Annotated in this window: 19 protein-coding genes; 18 read left to right on the plus strand and 1 reads right to left on the minus strand. The window is 65.3% G+C overall.

What is annotated here, in order from left to right:
* Positions 1 to 39: 39 nt before the first annotated feature.
* The 17 genes from hslV (at position 40) to ftsZ (ending at position 20,181) form a co-directional block, all read left to right on the plus strand.
* Positions 40 to 606, plus strand: a complete 567-nt coding sequence (gene hslV / locus OIN59_RS05500; RefSeq protein WP_274107896.1) for an ATP-dependent protease subunit HslV — start codon at positions 40 to 42, stop codon at positions 604 to 606.
* Positions 607 to 738: 132 nt separating this feature from the next.
* Complete coding sequence (gene hslU / locus OIN59_RS05505) at positions 739 to 2,064, plus strand: ATP-dependent protease ATPase subunit HslU (protein ID WP_274107898.1); 1,326 nt, start codon at positions 739 to 741, stop codon at positions 2,062 to 2,064.
* Positions 2,065 to 2,316: 252 nt separating this feature from the next.
* Positions 2,317 to 2,745, plus strand: a complete 429-nt coding sequence (gene mraZ, locus OIN59_RS05510; protein ID WP_015012546.1) for a division/cell wall cluster transcriptional repressor MraZ — start codon at positions 2,317 to 2,319, stop codon at positions 2,743 to 2,745.
* Between the two features lie 8 nt (positions 2,746 to 2,753).
* A complete protein-coding gene (gene rsmH / locus OIN59_RS05515) occupies positions 2,754 to 3,680 on the plus strand; it encodes a 16S rRNA (cytosine(1402)-N(4))-methyltransferase RsmH (protein WP_274107903.1) in 927 nt (308 codons plus the stop codon).
* 1 nt (position 3,681) lies between these two features.
* A complete protein-coding gene (ftsL, locus tag OIN59_RS05520) occupies positions 3,682 to 4,008 on the plus strand; it encodes a cell division protein FtsL (RefSeq protein ID WP_274107905.1) in 327 nt (108 codons plus the stop codon).
* On the plus strand, positions 4,005 to 5,750 hold the full coding sequence (locus tag OIN59_RS05525) for a peptidoglycan D,D-transpeptidase FtsI family protein (protein ID WP_274107907.1): 1,746 nt from the start codon (positions 4,005 to 4,007) through the stop codon (positions 5,748 to 5,750). The genes ftsL and OIN59_RS05525 overlap by 4 nt, the downstream gene beginning before the upstream one ends.
* On the plus strand, positions 5,750 to 7,264 hold the full coding sequence (locus OIN59_RS05530) for a UDP-N-acetylmuramoyl-L-alanyl-D-glutamate--2,6-diaminopimelate ligase (RefSeq protein WP_274107909.1): 1,515 nt from the start codon (positions 5,750 to 5,752) through the stop codon (positions 7,262 to 7,264). The genes OIN59_RS05525 and OIN59_RS05530 overlap by 1 nt, the downstream gene beginning before the upstream one ends.
* On the plus strand, positions 7,255 to 8,721 hold the full coding sequence (locus OIN59_RS05535) for a UDP-N-acetylmuramoyl-tripeptide--D-alanyl-D-alanine ligase (RefSeq protein WP_274107911.1): 1,467 nt from the start codon (positions 7,255 to 7,257) through the stop codon (positions 8,719 to 8,721). Before OIN59_RS05530 ends, OIN59_RS05535 begins: the two co-directional genes overlap by 10 nt.
* A gap of 39 nt (positions 8,722 to 8,760) precedes the next feature.
* Positions 8,761 to 9,939: a phospho-N-acetylmuramoyl-pentapeptide-transferase gene (gene mraY / locus OIN59_RS05540; protein ID WP_274107913.1), complete on the plus strand. Its 1,179-nt coding sequence runs from the start codon at positions 8,761 to 8,763 to the stop codon at positions 9,937 to 9,939.
* Positions 9,936 to 11,900, plus strand: a complete 1,965-nt coding sequence (murD, locus tag OIN59_RS05545) for a UDP-N-acetylmuramoyl-L-alanine--D-glutamate ligase (RefSeq protein ID WP_407655057.1) — start codon at positions 9,936 to 9,938, stop codon at positions 11,898 to 11,900. The genes mraY and murD overlap by 4 nt, the downstream gene beginning before the upstream one ends.
* Positions 11,897 to 13,165, plus strand: coding sequence for a putative lipid II flippase FtsW (gene ftsW / locus OIN59_RS05550; protein WP_274107915.1), 1,269 nt, complete (start codon positions 11,897 to 11,899; stop codon positions 13,163 to 13,165). The genes murD and ftsW overlap by 4 nt, the downstream gene beginning before the upstream one ends.
* Positions 13,162 to 14,232 (plus strand): undecaprenyldiphospho-muramoylpentapeptide beta-N-acetylglucosaminyltransferase, encoded by a 1,071-nt coding sequence (gene murG, locus OIN59_RS05555; RefSeq protein ID WP_274107917.1) that lies wholly within the window; start codon positions 13,162 to 13,164, stop codon positions 14,230 to 14,232. The genes ftsW and murG overlap by 4 nt, the downstream gene beginning before the upstream one ends.
* Entirely contained in the window at positions 14,229 to 15,662 is a 1,434-nt protein-coding gene (gene murC / locus OIN59_RS05560; RefSeq protein ID WP_274107919.1) for a UDP-N-acetylmuramate--L-alanine ligase, read from the plus strand. The genes murG and murC overlap by 4 nt, the downstream gene beginning before the upstream one ends.
* Positions 15,659 to 16,648: a D-alanine--D-alanine ligase gene (locus OIN59_RS05565; RefSeq protein WP_274107921.1), complete on the plus strand. Its 990-nt coding sequence runs from the start codon at positions 15,659 to 15,661 to the stop codon at positions 16,646 to 16,648. Before murC ends, OIN59_RS05565 begins: the two co-directional genes overlap by 4 nt.
* Positions 16,648 to 17,451 (plus strand): cell division protein FtsQ/DivIB, encoded by an 804-nt coding sequence (locus OIN59_RS05570; protein WP_274107923.1) that lies wholly within the window; start codon positions 16,648 to 16,650, stop codon positions 17,449 to 17,451. Before OIN59_RS05565 ends, OIN59_RS05570 begins: the two co-directional genes overlap by 1 nt.
* Positions 17,452 to 17,558: 107 nt before the next feature.
* Positions 17,559 to 18,788, plus strand: coding sequence for a cell division protein FtsA (gene ftsA / locus OIN59_RS05575; RefSeq protein WP_015012559.1), 1,230 nt, complete (start codon positions 17,559 to 17,561; stop codon positions 18,786 to 18,788).
* A gap of 151 nt (positions 18,789 to 18,939) precedes the next feature.
* Complete coding sequence (gene ftsZ, locus OIN59_RS05580; RefSeq protein ID WP_274107926.1) at positions 18,940 to 20,181, plus strand: cell division protein FtsZ; 1,242 nt, start codon at positions 18,940 to 18,942, stop codon at positions 20,179 to 20,181.
* A gap of 133 nt (positions 20,182 to 20,314) precedes the next feature.
* Here the strand turns inward: ftsZ and OIN59_RS05585 are convergent, their stop codons facing one another.
* Positions 20,315 to 22,099, minus strand: a complete 1,785-nt coding sequence (locus OIN59_RS05585) for a methyl-accepting chemotaxis protein (protein ID WP_274107928.1) — start codon at positions 22,097 to 22,099, stop codon at positions 20,315 to 20,317.
* Positions 22,100 to 22,317: 218 nt separating this feature from the next.
* Here OIN59_RS05585 and lpxC point away from each other — a divergent pair, with 218 nt between their 5' ends.
* The gene (gene lpxC, locus OIN59_RS05590) at positions 22,318 to 23,241 is read left to right on the plus strand and encodes a UDP-3-O-acyl-N-acetylglucosamine deacetylase (RefSeq protein WP_015012562.1); all 924 of its coding nucleotides are present in this window, start codon (positions 22,318 to 22,320) and stop codon (positions 23,239 to 23,241) included.
* Positions 23,242 to 23,244 lie beyond the last annotated feature (3 nt).

The raw sequence follows: 23,244 nt of genomic DNA on the forward strand, positions 1-23,244 counted from the left end.
GGCTTGCAAAATGGGGCACGATCCCCATCTGCCGCAGCTATGGACTCATCAAAAGACAACCATCCGGTGTTCCACGGCACCACCATCCTCAGCGTGCGTCGCCAGACGCCTTCCGGCATCCAGGTCGCCATCGGCGGCGACGGTCAGGTCACGCTGGGCAACATTGTGGTCAAGGGCACGGCGCGCAAGGTACGCAAGCTCTACCACGGCAAGGTGCTGGCGGGTTTTGCCGGAGCCACGGCCGATGCTTTCACGCTGTTTGAACGCTTCGAGGCCAAGCTGGAAAAACACCAGGGCCACCTGACCCGCGCTGCCATCGAACTCACCAAGGACTGGCGCACCGACCGGGTGCTGCGCCGCCTCGAAGCCATGCTGGCCGTGGCGGACGCCAGCGCATCGCTCATCATCACCGGCAATGGCGATGTGCTCGAACCCGAGCAAGGCATCGTCGCGATTGGCTCAGGTGGTGCCTATGCCCACTCGGCGGCCAAGGCGCTGCTGGTGAACACCGATCTGTCTGCGCAGGAGATCGTGAAGAAGTCGCTCGAAATTGCGGGCGAGCTGTGCATCTACACCAACATGAACCACACCATCGAGACGCTCTGAGCGTACGGAGGTGGGACTGGCCCAGCGATGGCTTCACGGTCAGCGCATTGTGGGCTGATTGCTCTGTTTTTTATAGCTAATAGCGCATGATTCATTGGCGCTCTAGCCCCATTTGATACCAGGAAGACCTGTATGTCGTCCATGACCCCCCAGGAAATCGTCTCCGAACTCGACCACCACATCGTGGGCCAGGCCAGCGCCAAGCGCGCCGTGGCCATTGCACTGCGCAACCGCTGGCGCCGCCAACAGGTCGAAGGCAGCCTGCGCCAGGAGATCACGCCCAAGAACATCCTCATGATCGGCCCGACCGGCGTGGGCAAGACGGAGATTGCGCGCCGCTTGGCCAAACTGGCTGACGCGCCGTTCATCAAGGTCGAGGCGACCAAGTTCACCGAGGTGGGCTATGTGGGCAAGGATGTGGATTCCATCATTCGCGACCTGGCCGAGATGGCCGTCAAGCAGACGCGCGAGGCCGAGATGAAAAAGGTGCGCACCCGCGCCGAAGATGCCGCAGAAGAGCGCATCCTGGACGTGCTGATTCCCCCAGCCCGCGCAGCCGCAGGCAGCGAGTCTGCGGCCGACAACACCGCTCGCCAGGTCTTTCGCAAGAAGCTGCGTGAAGGCGCGCTGGCCGATAAGGAGATCGAGATCGACGTGGCCGAAGGCCGCCCCTCGCTTGAAATCATGGGCCCCCAGGGCATGGAAGAGATGACCGAGCAGCTGCGCGGCATGTTCAGCCAGATGGGCCAGGACAAGCGCAAGACCCGCAAGCTCAAGATCGCCGAGGCCCTGAAGCTCATCACCGATGAAGAGGCGGCCAAGCTGGTCAACGAGGAGGAAATCAAGACGCGCGCGGTGGCCAACGCCGAGCAGAACGGCATCGTCTTCATCGACGAGATCGACAAGGTGGCTGCGCGCCAGGAAACCAGTGGTGCCGACGTGTCCCGCCAGGGCGTGCAGCGCGATCTGCTGCCGCTGGTGGAGGGCACCACGGTGTCCACCAAGTACGGCATGATCAAGACGGACCACATCCTGTTCATTGCGTCCGGGGCGTTCCACCTGTCCAAACCCAGCGACCTGATCCCGGAGCTGCAGGGGCGCTTTCCCATCCGGGTCGAGCTGGAGTCCCTGTCGGTGAAGGACTTCGAAGCCATCCTCACGCAGACCCATGCATCCCTTGTGAAGCAATACCAGGCCCTGCTGGCCACGGAGGGTGTCACGCTGGAGTTTGCGCCCGAGGGCATCACCCGCCTGGCGCACATTGCGTTTGAGGTGAATGAGCGCACGGAGAACATCGGCGCGCGCCGCCTGTCCACGGTGATGGAACGCTTGTTGGACGAGGTGAGTTTTGATGCGACCGGCCTATCGGGTCAGACCATCGTCATTGACGCTGCCTATGTGAACGCCCGCCTGCAGACACTGAGTCAGGATGAGGACCTGTCGCGCTACATCCTGTGACCACTCGGTCAAGCCTTGAGAGGTCACTTTCATAGGCCTCTCTAAGTGCTTCTTTTTCAACGACTTTTGGTGTTTTGATGGCTAAGAAATCGCATCTAAGTTGTTGATTTCATTGAAAAGTTTGTGGGACACCCCCCTTGTTCGGTGTGCTTTTCCTGCTACAGTGCAAAAAAGTGCAATTAAGTGGTGAAAAGTGCCCTCAAGGTCTGTTTCTGGACCTGCGAGGCGCAAAACCGAACTGGGAATCTGTCCGTGTTTCAAGGTGCCTCGTCGCTGAGTCTCGATGCGAAGGGTCGGCTGTCCGTGCCGACCCGGCATCGTGACGTCCTCGCGGCCACGGCATCGGGCCAGCTCACCATCACCAAGCACCCGCACGGCTGCCTCATGGTCTTTCCCCGTCCTGAATGGGAGAAATTCCGCGAGCGCATTGCCCAGTTGCCCATGTCCGCCCAGTGGTGGAAGCGCATCTTCCTGGGCAATGCCATGGATGTGGACATGGACGCCACCGGCCGTGTACTGATTTCCCCCGAGCTGCGCGAAGCCGCCGGTATTTCCAAAGACACCATGCTGCTGGGCATGGGCAACCATTTCGAACTCTGGGACAAGGCCACCTACGACGAGCAGGAAGCCAAGGCCATGCAGGGCGAGATGCCGGATGTCTTCAAGGACTTCTCCTTTTAAGGCGCGCTGTGACATCCCCCTTGCAACACACCACCGTCCTGCTCAATGAGGCCGTGGACTCTCTTCTGGGCGGCGCAGGCCCTGAGCCTGCGGGTACCTGGGTCGATGCGACCTTCGGGCGCGGGGGGCACTCCCGCCTCATCCTGCTTCGGCTGGGCCCCCAGGGGCGCTTGGTGGCCTTTGACAAGGACCCCGAAGCCATCGCCGAAGCAACGCGCATCACCGATGCGCGTTTTTCTATTCGGCACGAAGGTTTTCGCCATCTGGCCGACCTGCCACCCGGCAGCGCAGCGGGCGTGTTGATGGACCTGGGCGTGAGCTCGCCCCAGATCGACAGCCCCGAGCGGGGCTTCAGTTTCCGTTTTGACGGCCCGCTGGACATGCGCATGGATACCACGCGCGGCGAAAGCGTGGCTGATTGGTTGGCCACGGCCGAAGTCGGTCAGATTGCGGAGGTGATACGTGACTACGGTGAAGAACGGTTTGCTGGCCCCATTGCAAAGGCGATTGTTGCTCGGCGCGAAGAACGGGGTCCTCTTGCAACCACCGCCGAACTGGCCGACCTCGTGGCTGGCGCGGTCAAAACCCGCGAGCAGGGCCAGAACCCTGCAACGCGCACATTTCAAGCTCTTCGGATTTTCATCAATGCCGAGCTTGAAGAGCTGCAACAGGCGCTAGAGGCCAGCCTCTCGGTGCTGCAGCCGGGTGGACGGTTGGCGGTCATCAGCTTTCACTCGCTCGAAGACCGCATCGTCAAGCAGTTCATTGCCAAGCATTCCAAGGAGGTCTACGACCGCCGCGCGCCCTTTGCCGCGCCCCAGGCCATGAAGCTCGTGGCGCTCGACCGCATCAAGCCCAGCGCCGCCGAAGTGGCTGCCAACCCCCGCTCGCGCAGCGCCATCATGCGCGTGGCCGAGCGCACAGCCGTCGTCTGACATGACCAGGCTCAACGTTGTCCTGCTGCTGGCGGTGCTGGCCAGCGCGATCTATCTGGTGCACACCCAGTACGAATCGCGCCGCCTGTTCACCGAGCTGGACCGCGCTGTGGCTGAGGCCCGCCGTCTGGAGACGGAGCATCAGCGCCTGCAGGTGGAAAAGCGTGCCCAGGCCACCCCGCTGCGGGTGGAAAAAATCGCGCGTGCGCAGCTGAACATGCGCACGGCCACGCCCGCCATCACGCAGTACGTGTCCGACCCCCAGGGCGTCGCTGCAGCAGCAGCGGCCGCAGCGACTGCATCACAACCCGCTGGGGTGCAGCCATGAGCCGCAGCGTGCTCTACACATCGAGCCCTCTGCTGGCGAGCAAGACGCCGGTTTGGCGCAGCAAGTTCATCGTGGCGGTGATTGCGCTGGGCTTTTTGGGGCTGGCGGGGCGGGCTGCCTATGTGCAGGTGTTTGGCAACGCGTTCTTTCAGCGCCAGGGCGAGGTGCGTTTTGCGCGCACGCTGGAGCTGCCCGCCAACCGCGGCAAGATCGTGGACCGCAATGGCCTGATCCTCGCGTCCAGCGTGCCGGCTGCCAGCATCTGGGCCATCCCCGAGGACGTGGAGTCGGACAAGCCCGAGGTGCGCGCCAAGCTCAAGCAGCTGGCCAAACTGCTGGACATGCCGCAGGCCGACCTGCTAAGGAAGCTGGCTGATGAGGACAAGACCTTTGTCTGGATCAAGCGCCAGCTGGACTGGGATGTAGGCCAGCAGATCGCTGCCCTGGACATCAAGGGCATCTACCAGCGCAAGGAATACAAGCGCCAGTACCCTGAGGGCGAGGCCGCCGCGCACGTGGTGGGCTTTACCAACGTGGAAGACCATGGCCAGGAAGGCATGGAGCTGGCGTTCGACAAAGAGCTGGCGGGCAAGCCGGGATCGCGCCGCGTGATCAAGGACCGGCTGGGCCGCGTGGTCGAAAGCGTGGGCGAAACCGTGCCCCCGGTCGATGGCAAGGACATGCAGCTGTCCATCGACAGCAAGGTGCAGTTTTTTGCGTACCAGAAGCTGCGCGACCAGGTGGCCGTGCACAAGGCCAAGGCGGGCAGCGTGGTGGTGCTCGATGCCCACACGGGCGAATTGCTGGCGCTGGCCAACTACCCGAGCTACGTGCCCGACAAGCGCCAGAACCTGACGGGCGAGCAGTTGCGCAACCGCGCGCTCACCGACGTGTTCGAGCCCGGCTCCACCATGAAGCCGTTCACCATTGGCCTGGCGCTGGAGACCGGCCGCGTGCGCCCCGAGACCATCGTGGACACCAACCCCGGGCGTATCACTATCACCGGCTCCACGATCTCGGACACGCACAACTATGGCGTGCTCACGGTCGAGGGGGTGATCCAGAAGTCCAGCAACGTGGGCACCACCAAGCTGGCCATGCAGATGCCCGCGCGCGAGATGTGGGAGACCTTCTCGGCCGCTGGGTTCGGCCAGAAGCCGCAGCTGCACTTCCCCGGCGTGGTGACGGGCCGCCTGCGCCCGTACAAGAGCTGGCGCCCGGTAGAGCAGGCCACCATGTCCTATGGCTACGGCCTGTCGGCCAGCCTGTTTCAGATGGCGCGCTCGTACACAGTGTTTGCCAACGGCGGCCGGGTGATTCCGGCCACCATGCTCAAGACGGCCGAGTCCGCCGTGGGCGTGCCGGTGTTCTCGGAACGCACCGCCGACCAGGTGCGCAAGATGCTGCAGATGGCCGCAGGCCCCGGCGGCACGGGCCAAAAGGCGCAGACCGTAGGCTACTCGGTGGGCGGCAAGTCGGGCACGGCGCGCAAGCAGGTGGGCAAGAACTATGCATCGGGCAAGTACCGCGCGTGGTTCACCGGCATGGCGCCTATCGACAAGCCGCGCATCATCGTGGCCGTGATGATTGACGAGCCGAGCAACGGCGTGTTCTACGGCGGCGCTGTGGCGGCGCCGGTGTTCAGCGAGGTGGTGCAGCAGACCTTGCGCATGATGGGCGTGCAGCCGGACATGGCCGTCAAGCCTCAGATTGTGGCCAACGCGGTGGAGGAGTCGCTGTGATGCACGCACCGCTCCACACTCTGCAGTCCGCCGGCGACGCCGTGCAATGGCTGCGCGCGCGCGTGACCGGCACCCTGCACACCGACAGCCGCCAGATCGCGCCCGGAGATGGCTTCATTGCCTGGCCCGGTGCAGCCACCGACGGCCGCGCGCATGTGGCTGACGCCATGGTGCGCGGCGCCACGGCCTGCCTGGTAGAGCAGGCGGGGGTGGAGACCTTCGCTTTTGCGGGCGATCACATGGCCGCGCTGCCGGGCCTCAAGGCCGCCACCGGGCCCATCGCCGCTGAATGGTTTGCGCAGCCCACACAGCAGCTCAAGGTGCTGGCGGTGACAGGGACCAATGGCAAGACCAGCACGGCGTGGTGGCTGGCGGGCGTGCTGAATGTGCTATCGAATGAGAAGCACTCAGGGCAGGATCAATGCGCGCTGGTGGGTACTTTGGGCATGGGAGTGCCTCCCGCGTTGACGTCCACCGGCATGACCACGCCCGACCCGGTGCGTCTGCAGCGCGCGTTTGCCCAGTTTGTGGCGCAGGGGCTGGGCGCCTGTGCCATTGAGGCCTCGTCGATTGGATTGGCCGAGGCCCGGCTCGACGGTACGCACATCCACGCGGCCATCTTCACCAACTTCACGCAAGACCACCTGGACTACCACGGCAGCATGGCCGACTACTGGCTGGCCAAGCGTGCTCTGTTCGATTGGCCCGGCCTGCAGGCTGCCATCGTCAATGTGGACGACCCTGTGGGCGCTCAATTGCATGGTGAACTGGAAGGCTGTGCCCTCGACCTGTGGAGCCTCTCGGCTCAGGGGGCCGCGCGCCTTGCCGCACAGGACATCACCCTGGGGGACCAGGGCCTGCGTTTCGCTGTGATCGAGGGCGCTGACCGGCAACTGTTGCAAACCCGAGTGATCGGCCAGTACAACGTGCTGAACCTGCTGGGGGTGCTGGCCACGCTGCGCAGCCTGGGCGTGCCGCTGGACCGCGCTGTGCGGGCCTGTGCCAGCCTGCAGCCCGTGCCGGGCCGCATGCAGCGGCTGGTGGCGGTGGGCCAACCCCTGGTGGCCGTGGACTACGCTCACACCCCCGACGCTTTGGACAAAGCCCTGCAAGCCCTGCGCCCCCTGGCCACCGAGCGTGGCGGGCGGCTGTGGTGTGTGTTCGGCTGCGGCGGCGACCGCGACGCGGGCAAACGCCCGCTGATGGGGGCGGTGGCCCAGCAGCAGGCCGACCAGGTGGTGGTGACCAGCGACAACCCCCGCAGTGAAGACCCGGCCGCCATCCTGCACCAGATCCTGCAGGGCACGATTGCCGGTGGCACGGTGCGCGCCGAGCCCGACCGTGCGGCCGCCATCGCCCAGGCCGTTGCCGAAGCCGCGCCCGCCGATGTGGTGCTGATTGCCGGCAAGGGCCACGAAGACACCCAGGAGACGGCAGGCGTGCGTGTGCCGTTCTCCGACATGGCCCACGCGCAGGCTGCGCTGCAGGCCCGAGGAGCCCACACATGGGCATGAACAGTTTTGAACCCGTTATGACACTGCAGCAAGCCTGGGCGCTGCTGCAGCCGCGTATTCCCACCGCCCGTCTGGTGGGCGATGGCGCCACGCCGCTGGCGCGTGTGCACACCGACACGCGCACCCTGCAGCCGGGCGATCTGTTTGTGGCGCTCAAGGGCGAGCGTTTTGATGCCAACGCCTTCCTGGCCGATGCCCGTGCTGGCGGTGCCGCTGCAGCCATTGCACACGGTGGTCTGGAGGCAGCCGGTTTGCCCGGCATCGAAGTGCCCGACAGCCTGGCTGCGCTGGGCGCACTCGCCACCGGCTGGCGTACGCAGTTCCACCTGCCGCTGATCGGCGTGACGGGCAGCAATGGCAAGACCACGGTGACGCAGATGATCGCGTCCATCCTGCGTGCCTGGCAGGGTGAAGCTGCGTTTGCCACGCAGGGCAATTTCAACAACGACATCGGCGTGCCGCTGATGCTGCTGCGCCTGCGCAGCAGCCATGCGGCGGCGGTGATCGAGATGGGCATGAACCACCCTGGCGAAATCGCCACGCTGGCCGCCATGGCCCAGCCCACGGTGGCCTTGGTCAACAACGCGCAGCGTGAGCATCTGGAGTTCATGCACACCGTCGAGGCGGTGGCGCGCGAGAACGGTTCGGTGTTTGCCGGCCTGCCCGCTGATGGCGTGGCGGTGTTTCCAGCTGGCGATACCTACACGGGACTGTGGCAGTCGCTCTCCATGGAGCAGCCAGGCCGCCGCACGATGACCTTTGGCGATGGCGGCGACGTCCGTTGTGCGCAGGCCACCTGGGAGCGCGGAGCCTGGGCTGTCACCCTGACCACGCCGCGGGGCGAGATCACGACCCGTCTGCACATTGCAGGCCGCCACAACGTGACCAACGCGCTGGCCACTACCGCCTGCACCCTGGCGGCGGGTGCGCCTCTGGCTGCCATCGCCCAGGGCCTGCGCGACTTCACGCCGGTCAAGGGCCGCTCGCGTGCGTTCAGTGTGTTGGTGGCGGGGCGCGAGGTCACGGTGGTGGACGACACCTACAACGCCAACCCCGACTCCATGCACGCCGCCATTCAGGTGCTGGCCGAGCTGCCGGGGCCACAGTTGCTGGTGATGGGTGACATGGGCGAGGTCGGTGACCAGGGCCCGCAGTTCCACGCCGAAGCCGGGGCGCTGGCGCGCGCTGCCGGTATCCCCAAGCTGTTTGCGCTTGGAGCGCAGTCGGTGCACGCCGTGTCGGCCTATGGTGATGGGGCCCAGCATTTCAACGAGATGGCCGCGCTGCTGGACGCCGTGCGCAACGCATTGCCCACGGTGGGCAGCGTGCTGGTCAAGGGATCGCGATTCATGAAGACGGAACAGGTGGTCGAGGCCATTGTGGCCATCGCACTGCCCTCAGAACAACAACAAAAGCCGATCAATCCACGGGAGGGACACCATGGCGCAACGCATTGATATTGCCCGTACGGTGCCAGCCCATGCCGGAGGTACCACATGCTGCTGATGCTGTCGCAATGGCTGCAGGGCCTGTCGCCCGAGTTCGGCTTCTTTCGGGTGTTCCAGTACCTCACCTTCCGCGCGGTGATGGCCGCCATGACGGCGCTGCTCATCGGGCTGGTGGCCGGCCCCAAGGTGATTCGCATCCTCACCTCGCTCAAGATCGGCCAGCCCATTCGGGGCTATGCCATGCAGTCGCACCTGTCCAAGAGTGGCACTCCCACCATGGGCGGTGTGCTGATCCTGCTGTCCATCGCCATCTCTACCCTGCTGTGGTTCGACCTGTCCAACCGGTTTGTCTGGATCGTGTTGATCGTTACGCTGGGTTTTGGCGCCATTGGCTGGGCGGACGACTGGCGCAAGGTGGTCAACAAAGACCCCGAGGGCATGCGTTCGCGCGAAAAGTATTTCTGGCAGTCGGTGATCGGCCTCATGGCCGCGCTGTACCTGGTGTTCAGCATCTCAGAAAGCTCCAACGCCAAGGTGTGGGAACTGTTCGTGGGCTGGGTGCAATCGGGCTTCTCGCTGGACCTGCCACCCAAGGCGGGCTTGCAGCTGCCCTTCTTCAAAGAAGTGAGCTACCCGCTGGGTGTGCTGGGTTTCGTCATCCTGACCTACCTGGTGATCGTGGGCTCCAGCAACGCGGTGAATCTGACCGACGGCCTGGATGGCCTGGCCATCATGCCGGTGGTGATGGTGGGCTCGGCACTGGGTGTATTTGCTTACGTCACCGGCAGCTCGGTGTACTCCAAATACCTGTTCCTTCCGCACATCCCGGGCTCGGGCGAGCTGCTGATCTTCTGCGCGGCCATGGCGGGCGCGGGGCTGGCTTTCCTGTGGTTCAACGCGCACCCGGCCCAGGTCTTCATGGGCGATGTGGGGGCCCTGGCGCTGGGCGGTGCCCTGGGCACCATTGCCGTGATCGTTCGGCAAGAGATCGTGCTGGCCATCATGGGCGGCATCTTTGTGGTCGAGGCCCTGTCGGTGATGCTGCAGGTGACCTGGTTCAAGTACACCAAGAAGCGCTACGGCGAAGGCCGGCGCCTGCTCAAGATGGCACCCCTGCACCACCACTTTGAAAAGAGCGGCTGGAAGGAAACGCAGGTCGTCGTGCGCTTCTGGATCATCACCATGCTGCTGTGCCTGATTGGCCTGTCCACGCTGAAACTGCGATGAACCCGAACGAACCCCTTCTTCCCGACCCCCTCGGTATGCCCGAGGCCGTGCCCTCGACGGCAGGGACGGGTGTGGGCGCAGATGGCGCTCCAGGGGCTGATTCGGCACTGCAGGATGCGGCTCCCCTTGCGCCCGAGCTGAGTCCGGTACAGGACCCTGAAGCATCTGGCAGCGAAGTGCCAGGCGGCACATCGGCAGCCGAGGGCTCTGAAGCGGCCCCCGCGATGCCATTGACTCCGAGCACCAATACCGGCTGGAACCCGGAGGCGGTGCCTGCCGTCTCTGCCGCCAAGGCTGCGGCGGACTTCGTGGCGCAGATCTTTGCCGAGGTGGCCGCGCCCGAGTCAGCGCCGTCCGATGTTGCAGACACCACCGACACCGTGGATACCGACGAGTCCGTGATTCCCGATGCGTCTGCGGGCCCGGCGCGCGAGGGTGTTGTGAACCTGCTGCAAGACCAGAACATCCTGATCCTGGGCCTGGGTGCTTCGGGCATGGCGATGGCACGCTGGTGCGTGCGCTGCGGCGCGCAGGTCACCGTGGCCGATACCCGCGCTGCCCCGCCGCAACTGCCCGCGCTGCAGCAGGAGCTGCCCCAGGTGCGGTTTGTGTCGGGTGCATTCGATGCCAGCCTGGTGCAAGGGCATGACCTGCAGGCGGTCTATCGTTCGCCAGGGCTGAGCCCTGAGACAGTTGCTCCTGTTTTTGAAGCGGCTCGTGCAAGCAATATCAGCGCTGGCGGCGAATTGAGCCTGTATGCCATGGCGCTGGCAGCGTTGCGCAGCTCGCATGCGTATGCCCCCGCCGTGCTGGCCATCACCGGGACCAATGGCAAGACCACTGTGACCTCGCTCACCGGCCAGCTGGTGGAGCGCTCGGGCAAACGTGTGGCCGTGGCAGGCAACATCGGCCCGACCCTGCTCGATACGCTCGCAGAGCACCTGGAGGCCGACACCCTGCCCGACGTGTGGGTGCTGGAGCTGTCGAGTTTTCAGCTCGATGGCGTCACGGGCTTTGAGCCCACGGCAGCCACGGTGCTCAACATCACACAAGACCACCTGGACTGGCACGGCAGCATCGAGGCCTATGCCGCTGCCAAGGCGCGCATCTTTGGCCAGACGGGCTTGATGATCCTGAACCGCGAAGACCCTGCCGTGATGGCCATGCTTCCACCACCCGTCAAGGTCAAGCTGCAAAAGCCGCAGGTACGCGCCCACCTCACCTTTGGTGGCGACATGCCCCGGCGTCCGGGTGACTTTGGCATCGAGGTGGTGAGCGGTATGCCCTGGCTGGTGCGTGCCATGGATGCGGATGAAACCCGCAAGCGTGGTCGCAACGAGGTGGAGGAAGACCTGCACATCCAGCGGCTCATCCCCGCCGACGCGCTGCGCATCCGGGGCCGCCACAACGCGACCAACGCGCTGGCGGCGTTGGCGCTGGCCTCGGCGGCCGGTTGCCCCCTGGCGCCCATGCTGTATGGCCTGCGCGAATACCGGGGCGAGCCCCACCGCGTGGAGCCCGTGGCCATCATCCACGGCGTGGAATATTTCGACGACAGCAAAGGCACCAACGTGGGGGCCACGGCGGCGGCACTGGTGGGCCTGGGTAACGAGCGGCGTCTGGTCGTCATTCTGGGGGGTGAAGGCAAGGGGCAGGACTTTGCGCCGCTGGCGGCCCCCGTGGCGCGCTACGCGCGTGCCGTGGTGCTGATCGGCCGCGACGCACCGCTGATCCGCACCGCGCTGCAGGATGCAGGTGTGCCGCTGCTGGACGCTGAGACATTGCCCCAGGCCGTGGCGCTGGCCGCGCAGCGCGCCCATGCGGGCGACGCCGTGCTGATGTCGCCCGCCTGCGCGAGCTTCGACATGTTCAAGGACTACGGGCACCGTGCGCAGGTCTTTTGCGACACGGTGCGAGCCATGGCTGACGATGCCGGTCAGTCGGCGGAGGGCATGCAATGACGGCGCCCGCCAGCACCCTGTTGCAACGCGTGACCGGCTGGTTCGGTGGCCTGCCCGGCAAGGCCGCCGACGTGTTGCCCGTGCGCGTGGGCGGCACCGAATACCGCCAGTCGTCCAGCACGCCAGCGAGTGTGCTGGGCTTTGACCAGGCCCTGCTGTGGGTGGTGGTGGCACTGCTGGCGTGGGGGCTTGTGATGGTGTATTCGGCGTCGATTGCGATGCCGGACAACCCGCGCTTTGCCAACTATGCGTCCACCCATTTCCTGACCCGCCACATGATGTATCTGGTGGTGGGTTTTGTGGCGGCGCTGCTGGCTTTCCAGATACCGATGGCGCTGTGGGAGCGGGTGGCACCCTGGTTGTTCATCGTGGCGCTGCTCATGCTGGTGGCGGTGTTGATCCCCGGCGTGGGCAAGGTGGTCAACGGCGCGCGCCGCTGGTTGTCCATCGGCCCCGTGGGCTTTCAGCCGTCCGAGGTCGCGAAGTTTGCGGTGCTGATCTACGCCGCCGACTACATGGTGCGCAAGATGGAGGTGAAGGAGCGCTTCTTCCGCGCCGTGCTGCCCATGGGCGCTGCGGTGGCCATCGTCGGCGTGCTGCTGTTGGCCGAGCCCGACATGGGGGCCTTCATGGTGGTGGCCGTGATCGCCATGGGCATCCTGTTCCTGGGCGGCGTGAATGCCCGCATGTTCTTCCTGATCGCCGGGGTGCTGGTGGGCGCCTTCGCGCTGATGATTGCCAGCTCGCCCTGGCGCCGCGAGCGCGTGTTTGCGTACCTGGACCCCTTCAGCGAACAGCACGCGCTGGGCAAGGGCTACCAGCTCTCGCACTCGCTGATCGCCATCGGGCGCGGCGAGGTTTTTGGCGTGGGGCTGGGTGGCAGTGTGGAGAAGCTGCACTGGCTGCCCGAGGCGCACACCGACTTCCTGTTGGCCGTGATCGGCGAAGAGTTTGGCTTGGTGGGCGTGGTTGCGCTCATCGTGCTGTTCCTGTGGATGACGCGCCGCATCATGCACATCGGCCGTCAGGCCATTGCGCTGGACCGCGTATTCGCTGGGTTGGTGGCGCAGGGAGTGGCGATCTGGATCGGCTTTCAGGCCTTCATCAACATGGGGGTGAACCTGGGCGCGCTGCCGACCAAGGGGCTCACGCTGCCGCTGATGAGTTTTGGTGGGTCTGCAATCTTGATGAACCTGGTTGCTTTGGCGGTTGTCCTGCGGGTGGACTACGAGAACAAACTCCTCATGAGGGGGGGGCGCGTATGAGTGCCCAGAAGACTGCCCTCATCATGGCCGGCGGCACCGGTGGTCACATCTTCCCAGGCCTGGCCGTGGCCGAAGAATTGCGCGCACGCGGCTGGCGTGTGCACTGGCTGGGCGCGCCCGGCAGCATGGAGTCGCGCATCGTGCCCACGCACGGCTTTGCGCTGGAGTTGATCGACTTCTCGGGTGTGCGTGGCAAGGGGCTTGTCACGCTGGCCCTGCTGCCGCTGCGCCTGCTGCGTGCGTTCTGGCAAGCCCTGCAGGTGGTGCGGCGTGTCAAGCCCGATGTGGTGGTGGGTCTGGGTGGCTACATCACCTTTCCGGGTGGAATGATGGGCGTGCTCGCGGGCAAGCCCCTGGTGTTGCACGAGCAGAACTCGGTGGCTGGCATGGCCAACAAGGTGCTGGCGGGTGTGGCCGACCGGGTGTTCACTGCCTTCCCCAACGTGTTCAAGAAGGGCCAGTGGGTGGGTAACCCGTTGCGCACCGCCTTCACACAGCAGCTCGGCCCGGCCGAGCGGTTTGCGGGCCGCACCGGTCCGCTGCGCCTGCTGGTGGTGGGCGGTAGCCTGGGCGCGCGTGCCCTCAACGAGATCGTGCCCCAGGCCGTCGCCCTGATGCCTGCGGCACAACGCCCCACCGTGGTCCACCAGAGCGGAGCGACGCAGATCGACGCACTGCGCGCCAACTATGCCGCCGCCGGGGTCGATGCAGAGCTGACGCCTTTCATCGACGACACCGCCAGTGCCTTTGCGGCGGCCGACATCATCGTCTGCCGCGCGGGGGCCAGCACCGTCACCGAAATCGCCGCCGTGGGGGCTGCGTCCATCTTTGTGCCGTTCCCTTCGGCGGTGGACGACCACCAAACCACCAACGCGCAGTTCCTCGTGAATGCGGGGGGCGGCTGGCTGGTGCAGCAGCGCGACCTGACGCCCGAGGGTTTGTCTGAAATGCTATTGAAATTAGAGCGCTCCATGCTGATGGATGTAGCGCTCAAGGCCAAAAATATGCAAAAAATCAACGCCACCCGCGAGGTGGTGACTGCCTGCGAGGAGCTTGCAACACCATGAAGCACGCCATTCGCCACATCCACTTCGTCGGCCTGGGCGGTGCCGGCATGAGCGGCATCGCCGAAGTGCTGTTCAACCTGGGCTACCGCATTTCGGGCTCGGACCTGGCCGACAGCGCCACGCTGCGCCGCCTGCAGGGGCTGGGTATCAAGACCTGCCTGGGCCATGCCGCTGCACACATCGACGGTGCCGATGCTGTGGTCACGTCCACCGCCGTCACGGCCGACAACCCCGAGGTGCTGGCCGCGCGCGAAAAGAAGATTCCCGTGGTGCCCCGCGCGCTCATGCTGGCTGAGTTGATGCGCCTGAAGCAGGGCATTGCCATTGCCGGCACGCACGGCAAGACCACCACCACCAGCCTCGTGACCAGCGTGCTGGCCGAGGCGGGGCTGGACCCGACCTTCGTCATCGGCGGCAGGCTCAACAGCGCGGGCGCCAACGCCAAGCTGGGCAGCGGCGACTACATCGTGGTCGAAGCCGACGAGTCCGACGCGTCGTTTTTGAACCTGCTGCCCGTGATGGCCGTGGTGACCAACATCGACGCCGACCACATGGAGACCTACGGCCACGACTTTGGCCGCCTCAAGGGCGCGTTTGTCGATTTTCTGCACCGCATGCCGTTCTACGGCACCGCCGTGCTGTGCGTGGACAGCCCGGCCGTGCGCGACATCCTGCAAAGCGTGACGTGCCCGATCACCAGCTACGGCTTCTCGGAAGACGCGCAGGTGCGCGCCATCAACGTGCGAGCCGAGGCGGGCCAGATGCGCTTTACCGTGCAGCGGCGCAACGGCGTCACGCTGCCCGACATGGAGATCGTGCTCAACCTCGCGGGCGAACACAACGTGCTCAACGCGCTGTCGGCCATTGCCGTGGCGGTGGAACTGAACATCCCGGACGAAGCCGTCCAGCGTGCGCTGGCGGGCTTCAAGGGCGTGGGCCGACGCTTCCAGCGCTATGGCGACCTGCCTGCCAAGGACGGCGGTACGTTCACCGTGATTGACGACTACGGCCACCACCCCGTGGAGATGGCCGCCACGCTGGCCGCTGCGCGTGGTGCATTCCCTGGTCGCCGCCTGGTGCTGGCCTTCCAGCCGCACCGCTACAGCCGCACGCGCGATTGCTTTGAGGATTTCGTCAAGGTGATTGGCAATGCCGACGCGGTGCTGCTCACCGAGGTGTACGCCGCAGGTGAAGCGCCGGTTGTGGCCGCCGATGGTCGCTCGCTGGCCCGTGCATTGCGTGTGGCAGGGCGGGTGGAGCCGGTGTTTGTGGACAACGTGGCCGATCTGCCCCAGGCCATTGCCGACAACGCACGCGCTGGCGACGTGGTGATGTGCATGGGGGCTGGCTCCATTGGGGCCGTGCCTGGCAAGGTGGTTGAAATGCTACAAAATAATGAGCTATCAGCGCATGAAGGGCGCGCGCTATGACCATTTTTGATTCAAATATTGATGTGAAATCCCTGGGCAAGGTCGCCGTGCTGATGGGCGGGGACTCGGCCGAGCGCGAGGTTTCGCTGATGTCTGGCAGCGGCGTGCTGCAGGCACTGCGTTCGCGCGGCGTTGATGCCCATGCGTTCGACCCCGCGCAGAACGCGCTGGGTGATTTGAAGCGCGATGGTTATGCGCGCTGCTTCATCGCGCTGCATGGCCGCCATGGCGAAGACGGCACGGTGCAGGGCGCTCTGGAGCTGCTGCGCATTCCGTACACCGGCCCCGGCGTGATGGCCTCGGCCATCGCCATGGACAAGGTCATGACCAAGCGCGTGTGGCTGGCCGAGGGCCTGCCCACCCCGCGTTACGTGTGGCTGGCACCTGATCGCCAGCAGCGCGAGGTGGTGCGCACCGTGCCTGATGAGCTGGGCCTGCCCCTGATCGTGAAGCCGCCGCGCGAAGGTTCGTCCATCGGCGTGACCAAGGTGCGTGGCTATTCGGACATGCAAGAGGCCGTACAGCTGTCTGCCCAGTACGACCCCGATGTGTTGTGCGAAGAATTTATCGAGGGCGAGGAGGTGACCTGCCCCGTGCTGGGCCAGGGTGCCAGCGCGCGCGCGCTGCCGGTGATTCGCATCGTGGCGCCCGATGGCGCCTACGACTACCAGAACAAGTATTTCACCGACGATGTGAAGTACCAGTGCCCAAGCGGCCTGCCCGAGGCCGAGGAGCGCGAGATCCAGCGCATCGTGCTGGAGGCCTACCGCACCCTGGGTTGCCGGGGCTGGGGTCGCGCCGACCTGATGATCCGCGCCAGCGACCGCAAGCCTTTCCTGCTGGAGATGAACACGTCGCCCGGCATGACGGGGCATTCGCTGGTGCCCATGTCGGCCAGGGCCTCGGGCATCAGCTATGAGGAACTGTGCCTGCGCATCCTCGCGGATGCGGCGCTGGATACGCCCGCAAAGCCAAAGGCTGCCTGATGACCCAGACGCTGCCTGCACCCTTGGACGTCAAGCTGATGAACCTGACCGCATCGGTCCTGTTCGTGGGCTGCGCCATGGCTGTGCTGGCAGCGGGAGCGTGGTGGGTGCTCCGGTACCCGGGCTTTGCCATCGCACGCATCGTGGTGCAGGGTGAGCTGGTGCACAACAACTCGGTGACCTTGCGGGCCAACGTGGCACCGCACCTGGCGGGCAACTTCTTCACGGTGGACCTGCGTACCGCCCGAGAGGCCTTCGAGCAGGTGCCCTGGGTGCGACGCGCGCAGGTGCGCCGGGTGTACCCCGGTGGCCTGCGTGTGGAGCTGCAGGAGCATGACGCGGTGGCGTACTGGGGGCCGGACACCGGCTCAGCACTGGTCAACAGCCAGGGTGAAGTCTTCGAGGCCAATGTGGGCGATGTGGAGCAGGAAGGCCTGCCGCGCCTGCAGGGGCCCACCGGCAGCTCGGCCGAAGTGCTGCAGATGTACGGGCTGCTGGAGCCAGTGTTCAAGCCGCTGCGGCTGGATGTGGAAGAGCTGGAACTGACAGGGCGAGGCGGCTGGCGCGCCACCCTCGACAGCGAGGCGGTGGTCGAGCTGGGGGGCGGTACGCCGCAGGAAGTGGTGCAACGCACGCAGCGTTTTGTGCGCACCTTGACCCAGGTGGCCGCGCAGTATGGCCGCCGCGTGGACGCGCTGGAGTCGGCGGACCTGCGCCACGCCGGGGGATATGCCCTGCGCCTGCGGGGTGTGACCACGGTGACTGCAGACGCAACAGGCACGGCCGCCGTGCGCAAGAGGTGATGGCATGACGCAAGACAGGACAGCACGCAGCACGCTGCGGGCCCCGAGAGGGCGGTGCGAGGGGTTGGTGGGACAGCGGGACAGAACCTAGAAGGGCAGAGACTGATATGGCAAGAGAATACAAAGACGTCGTCGTGGGGCTGGACATTGGCACCGCCAAGGTCATGGCCGTGGTGGCCGAGGTTCTGCCCAATGGCGAGCTCAAACTCGCAGGCTTGGGCGTGGCCCCGAGCAATGGTCTGAAGCGCGGGGTGGTGGTCAACATCGACGCCACCGTGCAAAGCATTCAGCAGGCGCTGAAAGAGGCCGAGCTGATGGCCGACTGCAAGATCCAGCGTGTGTACACCGGGATCACCGGCAGCCACATTCGCGGGCTCAACTCCAGCGGCATGGTTGCGGTGAAGGACAAGGAAGTCACCTCGGCCGATGTGGCGCGCGTGGTGGAGACGGCCAAGGCCATCAACATCAGCAGCGACCAGCGCCTGTTGCTGGTGGAGCCGCAAGAATTTGTGATCGACGGGCAGGATGTGAAGGAGCCCATCGGCATGAGCGGCATCCGCCTGGAGGCCAAGATCCACATCGTGACTGGCGCCCAGAGCGCGGCCGAGAACATCATCAAGTGCGTGCGCCGTTGCGGCCTGGAGGTCGAGCAGCTCATGCTGAACCCGCTGGCCAGCAGCCAGGCCGTGCTGACCGACGACGAGCGCGAACTGGGCGTGGTGGTGGTCGACATTGGCGCGGGCACGACCGACGTGGCCATCTTCACCGGCGGCGCGATCCGCCACACGGCGGTGATTCCGATTGCGGGCGATCTCATCACCAGCGACATTGCCATGGCGCTGCGCACGCCCACGAAGGACGCCGAAGACATCAAGGTGGAGAGCGGCTACGCCAAGCAACTGCTGGCCGACCCCGAGGCGCAGGTGGAAGTGCCCGGCTTGGGTGACCGCAGCCCGCGCATGCTGAGCAAGCAGGCGCTAGCCGGTGTGATCGAGCCGCGCGTCGAAGAGATTTTCTCGCTCGTGCAGCAGGTGGTGCGCGAGTCGGGCTATGAAGAAGTGCTGTCCTCGGGCATCGTGCTCACCGGCGGCAGTTCGGTGATGCCCGGAATGATCGAGCTGGGCGAGGACATCTTCCTCAAGCCCGTGCGGCGCGGTATCCCCAAGTATTCCAGCGCCCTGGCGGACATGGTGGCCCAGCCCCGTGCTGCCACCGTGATGGGGTTGCTCGAAGAAGCGCGCCTGGCACGCTTGCGCGGCTTCAAGGTGGCTCAGAAGAGCGGGTCCATGAAGACCGCATTCGGGCGTTTCAAAGATTTCATCGTGGGGAATTTCTGACCATGAAATACCCACTCTGGTTGGCCCGTGGTAGCCCGCACATCACTGCACGCGAGCGATGGCGATGCACAGGCCCGCCGCGCTCATCGGCCACTACAACCCCATTCCCCATTTGGCAATTGCATACGAATTTAGAACCAGGAGCTCCAAGATGACCATCGAAATGATCGAAGCCGAAGAATTTAACCAGGGCACCCAGATCAAGGTGATCGGTGTGGGCGGCGGCGGCAGCAACGCCGTCGAGCACATGATTGCCCGCAGCGTGCAGGGCGTGGAGTTTGTCAGCGCCAACACCGATGCACAGGCGCTCACGCGCAGCTCGGCGCACCGCGTCATCCAGCTGGGTGGCAGCGGCCTGGGCGCGGGCGGCAAGCCCGAGAAGGCGCGCGATGCGGCCGAGGCAGCGGTGGAGGACATCCGTGAGGCAATTTCCGGCGCACACATGCTGTTCATCACGGCGGGCATGGGCGGTGGCACGGGCACCGGTGCTGCACCCGTGATCGCGCGCGTGGCCAAGGAGATGGGCATCCTGACGGTGGGTGTGGTCACCAAGCCCTTCGATTGGGAAGGCGGTCGCCGCATGAAGAACGCCGACGATGGTCTGGCCGAGCTGGAAGCCAACGTGGACTCGCTGATCGTGGTGCTCAACGAAAAGCTGCTCGATGTGCTGGGCGATGACATCACCCAGGACGAGGCCTTTGCCCACGCCAACGACGTGCTCAAGAACGCCGTGGGCGGCATTGCCGAAATCATCAACGAGTACGGCCAGGTGAACGTGGACTTTGAAGACGTGCGCACCGTGATGGGCGAGCCCGGCAAGGCCATGATGGGCACGGCCACCGCCAGCGGCCCGGACCGCGCGCGCATCGCTGCCGAGCAAGCCATTGCCTGCCCGCTGCTCGAAGGCATCGACCTGTCGGGCGCCAAGGGTGTGCTGGTGCTGGTCACGGCCAGCAAGGGCAGCCTCAAGCTGTCTGAATCGCGCCAGGCCATGAACACCATCAATGCCTACGCATCGACCGACGCGCACGTGATCTTCGGCGCCGCCTATGACGAAACCCTGGGCGACGAGATCCGCGTGACCGTGGTGGCCACGGGCCTGTCGCGTGCCAATGCACGTCGCCAGCCCATCTCCGTGGTGCAGGGTGGCCTGCGCACGGGCACGGACAACATGGCCTACCAGATGCCTGTGGCCGGTGTGGGCACGCTGGGTGGCGCCGTGGGTGTGCAAGGCGGCCATGCAGGCAGCGCACAGGCCGACTACGGCAGCATGTCGGTGCCCAGCGTGTGGCGCACCAACCGCACGCAGGCTGCAGCCCGCGTGGATGCCCTGTCGTCTGGCGGCATGGATGACCTGGAGATTCCGGCCTTCCTGCGCAAGCAAGCCGACTGATCGCTGAATACGTGCCCGTTCTCGGGCCGTAAGACAAGAAGCCCTGCCAGCGTTCGCTGGCAGGGCTTCTTTTTTGGGGTGCAGCGCGGTTTCGCGCTTGCTCAGGTCCGCGAGGTGTGCGGCCTCTTCCGGGTCAGAAGGATTCCCAATCGTCGTTGTTGTCCGCCGCAGGCTTGCTGGGGCTGCTGGCCTTGGGCGGCAAGGCCGCTTTGGGCGCCGGCGTTGCTGCGGGGCGGGGGGCTGCAGGCGTCTTGGCAATGGCAGGGCGGGGTGCAGCAGCTCGCACTGCGGGGGCTGCCACGGGGCGGCGTGGGGCAGGCGCGGGCCGGCTGACCGGGGCGGACGCTGAGGTGCTGCCATTCACCCGGAACAGCGCCACCACCTGGGTGAGCTTCATGGCCTGCTCGCGCAGGCTGTCGGCTGCGGCGGTGGACTCTTCCACCAGCGCCGAGTTCTGCTGGGTCATCTGGTCCAGCTGGTTCATCGCCGTGTTGACCTGTGCGATGCCCTGGCTCTGTTCGGACGTGGCCGCACGGATCTCGCCAATGATGTCGGTCACGCGCTGCACACTGGCCACGATCTCGGTCATGGTGGCGCCTGCATTGCCCACCAGGGCCGTGCCGGATTCGACCTTTTCGACCGACGCGCCGATCAGCGACTTGATCTCCTTGGCGGCCTCGGCGCTGCGCTGGGCCAGGCTGCGCACCTCGCCCGCCACCACGGCAAAGCCCCGGCCCTGTTCGCCCGCACGGGCGGCTTCTACAGCGGCGTTGAGCGCCAGGATGTTGGTCTGGAACGCAATGCCATCGATGACGCCGATGATGTCGCTGATCTTCTTGCTGCTGGCATTGATGTCCTGCATGGTGGACACCACCTGCGACACCACTTCGCCCCCGCGCGCTGCCACTTCGGCGGCTGACGTTGCCATCTGGTTGGCGGTTTGGGCGGAGTCGGACGTCTGTTTGACGGTGCTGGTCAGCTCCTCCATGCTGCTGGCCGTTGTCTGCAGGTTGCTGGCCGTGTCTTCGGTGCGGTGGGCCAGGTCGTTGTTGCCCTGGGCGATCTCGCTGGACGCTGTGGCAATGCTGTCGGTGGCCGAGCGCACCTCGGTCACCAGCTTGCGCAGCGAGGTGACCATGTGGGCCAGGCCGTCAAGCATGGAGCCCGGCGGGGCGGCCGGGATTTGCGCGTCCAGGTTGCCTTCGGCCACCTCCGACATGATGGCAATGGCGTGGGTGGGTTCGCCACCAATCTGGCGCAGCACCGAGCGAGACACGAGTGTGCCGATCAGCCCCACAGCAGCGAAAACCGCCACCACCAACACCAAGCTCGACAAGAGCGCCTTGCGCAGCATGGTATCCACGTCGTCTGTATATAGCCCGGAGCCCACCATCCAGTTCCAGCCGTCCACCTTGACGATGTACTGCAACTTGGGCACAGGCGTCTGCTGGCCGGGGCGCGCAAACATGGTGGGTATAAAGGCTTTGCCGTCCTTGCTGCTGCGCATGCCGTTGACCAGCAAGCCGATGATGTCCACCCCCGAGCCGTCCTTGACCTTGCCGAGCATGTCCTTTCCGTCCCACTCGGCTTTGAAGGGGTGCATCACCCCCACGCCTTCGGTGGTCCAGATGTAGAAATATTCGGTTTTGCCCTCGGGGCCGCCGTAGCGGGCAATGCGCAGGGCATCCTTGGCCGCCTTCTGCGCGTCTTCTACCGACATGGCGCCGCTCGCAGCCTTGGCCTGGTACCCGACCACGATGCTGTGGGCGGACTGTACGGCCGTGGTCAGCAGGTCCTTGCGGGATTCAGTGATTAGTCGCCGCTCCTGAAGGAGTGACAGGATGGCCATGATCAGCAGCGCCGTGAGCGCGGTGCCGATCATGAGCATGACTTTCATCTTGAAACTGAGCTTGCTCATGGGAGTCTCCTGTGGGGCGTGTGCGGTGTAGGCATGTGGTGTGTTTGCAAGGCCCTCTGATTCCAAATTGTGCGGCGAACCATGGGGCCTGCGCTGTAGGGGAAAACGCGGCGGTAGCTCTACTTATGGGCGCAAACGTTCCAGGTGTGGCGTGTACCCTGTATCGCAGGCAAGACCTCAGTCCGTGCGGGGCGGCGCGCAGAAACTAAAATACGAAGATGCTCCAGCAACGCACCCTCAAGACCCTGACCCGTGCCGTAGGCGTGGGTCTGCACAGCGGCCAGCGGGTCGAGTTGACCCTGCGGCCCGCACAGCCGGACACGGGCATCGTGTTCCGGCGGGTGGACCTGCCCCAGCCGGTGGACATTCCCATCCGAGCCGAGGCCGTCACGGATACGCGGCTGGCGTCCACCATCGCGGTGGGCAATGCCAAGGTGCATACTGTGGAGCACCTGATGTCGGCCTGTGCCGGGCTGGGTATCGACAACCTCTATGTGGACATCACGGCCGAAGAGGTCCCCATCCTCGACGGGTCTTCGGCTTCGTTCGTGTTCCTGTTGCAAAGCGCCGGCGTGGAGTTGCAAAACGCGCCCAAAAGGTTCATTCGCGTCACCCGCCCTGTGGAGGTGCGCGAGGGCGAAGGTGCCAACGCCAAGTGGGCACGCCTCACGCCGTATCACGGCTACAAGCTCAGTTTTGAGATCGACTTTGACCACCCGGCCGTGGACTCCACCGGCCAGCGCGTGGAGTTTGACCTGGGGCAAGGCAACTACAGCCGCGACATCGCCCGCGCGCGCACCTTTGGCTTCACCCGCGACGTGGAGATGATGCGCTCCAACGGTCTGGCCTTGGGCGGCGGGCTGGACAACGCCATCGTGATGGATGACTACAAGGTGCTCAACAGCGACGGCCTGCGCTACGACGACGAGTTCGTCAAGCACAAGATCCTGGATGCCATGGGCGACCTGTACCTCATTGGCAAGCCCTTGCTGGCCGCCTACAGCGCCTTCCGCTCGGGCCACGCCATGAACAACCTGCTGCTGCGCGAGCTGCTGGCCCAGCGCGATGCGTGGGAGGTGGTCACGTTCGAGGACGAGCGCCAGGCCCCCACCGGCTTCGCGCAACCCGCGCGCGCCTGGTAGAGC

The organism is Acidovorax benzenivorans (assembly GCF_028680575.1).
Classification (GTDB): domain Bacteria; phylum Pseudomonadota; class Gammaproteobacteria; order Burkholderiales; family Burkholderiaceae_C; genus Acidovorax; species Acidovorax benzenivorans.

Excerpts from the sequence above, each read along its gene's own strand:
- OIN59_RS05570 (WP_274107923.1), top strand. The coding sequence starts at position 16,648 with ATGACCCAGACGCTGCCTGCACCCTTGGACGTCAAGCTGATGAACCTG.
- OIN59_RS05585 (WP_274107928.1), bottom strand. The coding sequence starts at position 22,099 with ATGAGCAAGCTCAGTTTCAAGATGAAAGTCATGCTCATGATCGGCACC.
- hslV (WP_274107896.1), top strand. The coding sequence starts at position 40 with ATGGACTCATCAAAAGACAACCATCCGGTGTTCCACGGCACCACCATC.
- OIN59_RS05535 (WP_274107911.1), top strand. The coding sequence starts at position 7,255 with ATGGGCATGAACAGTTTTGAACCCGTTATGACACTGCAGCAAGCCTGG.
- OIN59_RS05525 (WP_274107907.1), top strand. The coding sequence starts at position 4,005 with ATGAGCCGCAGCGTGCTCTACACATCGAGCCCTCTGCTGGCGAGCAAG.
- ftsA (WP_015012559.1), top strand. The coding sequence starts at position 17,559 with ATGGCAAGAGAATACAAAGACGTCGTCGTGGGGCTGGACATTGGCACC.
- murC (WP_274107919.1), top strand. The coding sequence starts at position 14,229 with ATGAAGCACGCCATTCGCCACATCCACTTCGTCGGCCTGGGCGGTGCC.
- ftsW (WP_274107915.1), top strand. The coding sequence starts at position 11,897 with ATGACGGCGCCCGCCAGCACCCTGTTGCAACGCGTGACCGGCTGGTTC.
- OIN59_RS05530 (WP_274107909.1), top strand. The coding sequence starts at position 5,750 with ATGCACGCACCGCTCCACACTCTGCAGTCCGCCGGCGACGCCGTGCAA.
- lpxC (WP_015012562.1), top strand. The coding sequence starts at position 22,318 with ATGCTCCAGCAACGCACCCTCAAGACCCTGACCCGTGCCGTAGGCGTG.
- murG (WP_274107917.1), top strand. The coding sequence starts at position 13,162 with ATGAGTGCCCAGAAGACTGCCCTCATCATGGCCGGCGGCACCGGTGGT.
- mraY (WP_274107913.1), top strand. The coding sequence starts at position 8,761 with ATGCTGCTGATGCTGTCGCAATGGCTGCAGGGCCTGTCGCCCGAGTTC.
- murD (WP_407655057.1), top strand. The coding sequence starts at position 9,936 with ATGAACCCGAACGAACCCCTTCTTCCCGACCCCCTCGGTATGCCCGAG.
- ftsZ (WP_274107926.1), top strand. The coding sequence starts at position 18,940 with ATGACCATCGAAATGATCGAAGCCGAAGAATTTAACCAGGGCACCCAG.
- ftsL (WP_274107905.1), top strand. The coding sequence starts at position 3,682 with ATGACCAGGCTCAACGTTGTCCTGCTGCTGGCGGTGCTGGCCAGCGCG.
- hslU (WP_274107898.1), top strand. The coding sequence starts at position 739 with ATGTCGTCCATGACCCCCCAGGAAATCGTCTCCGAACTCGACCACCAC.
- OIN59_RS05565 (WP_274107921.1), top strand. The coding sequence starts at position 15,659 with ATGACCATTTTTGATTCAAATATTGATGTGAAATCCCTGGGCAAGGTC.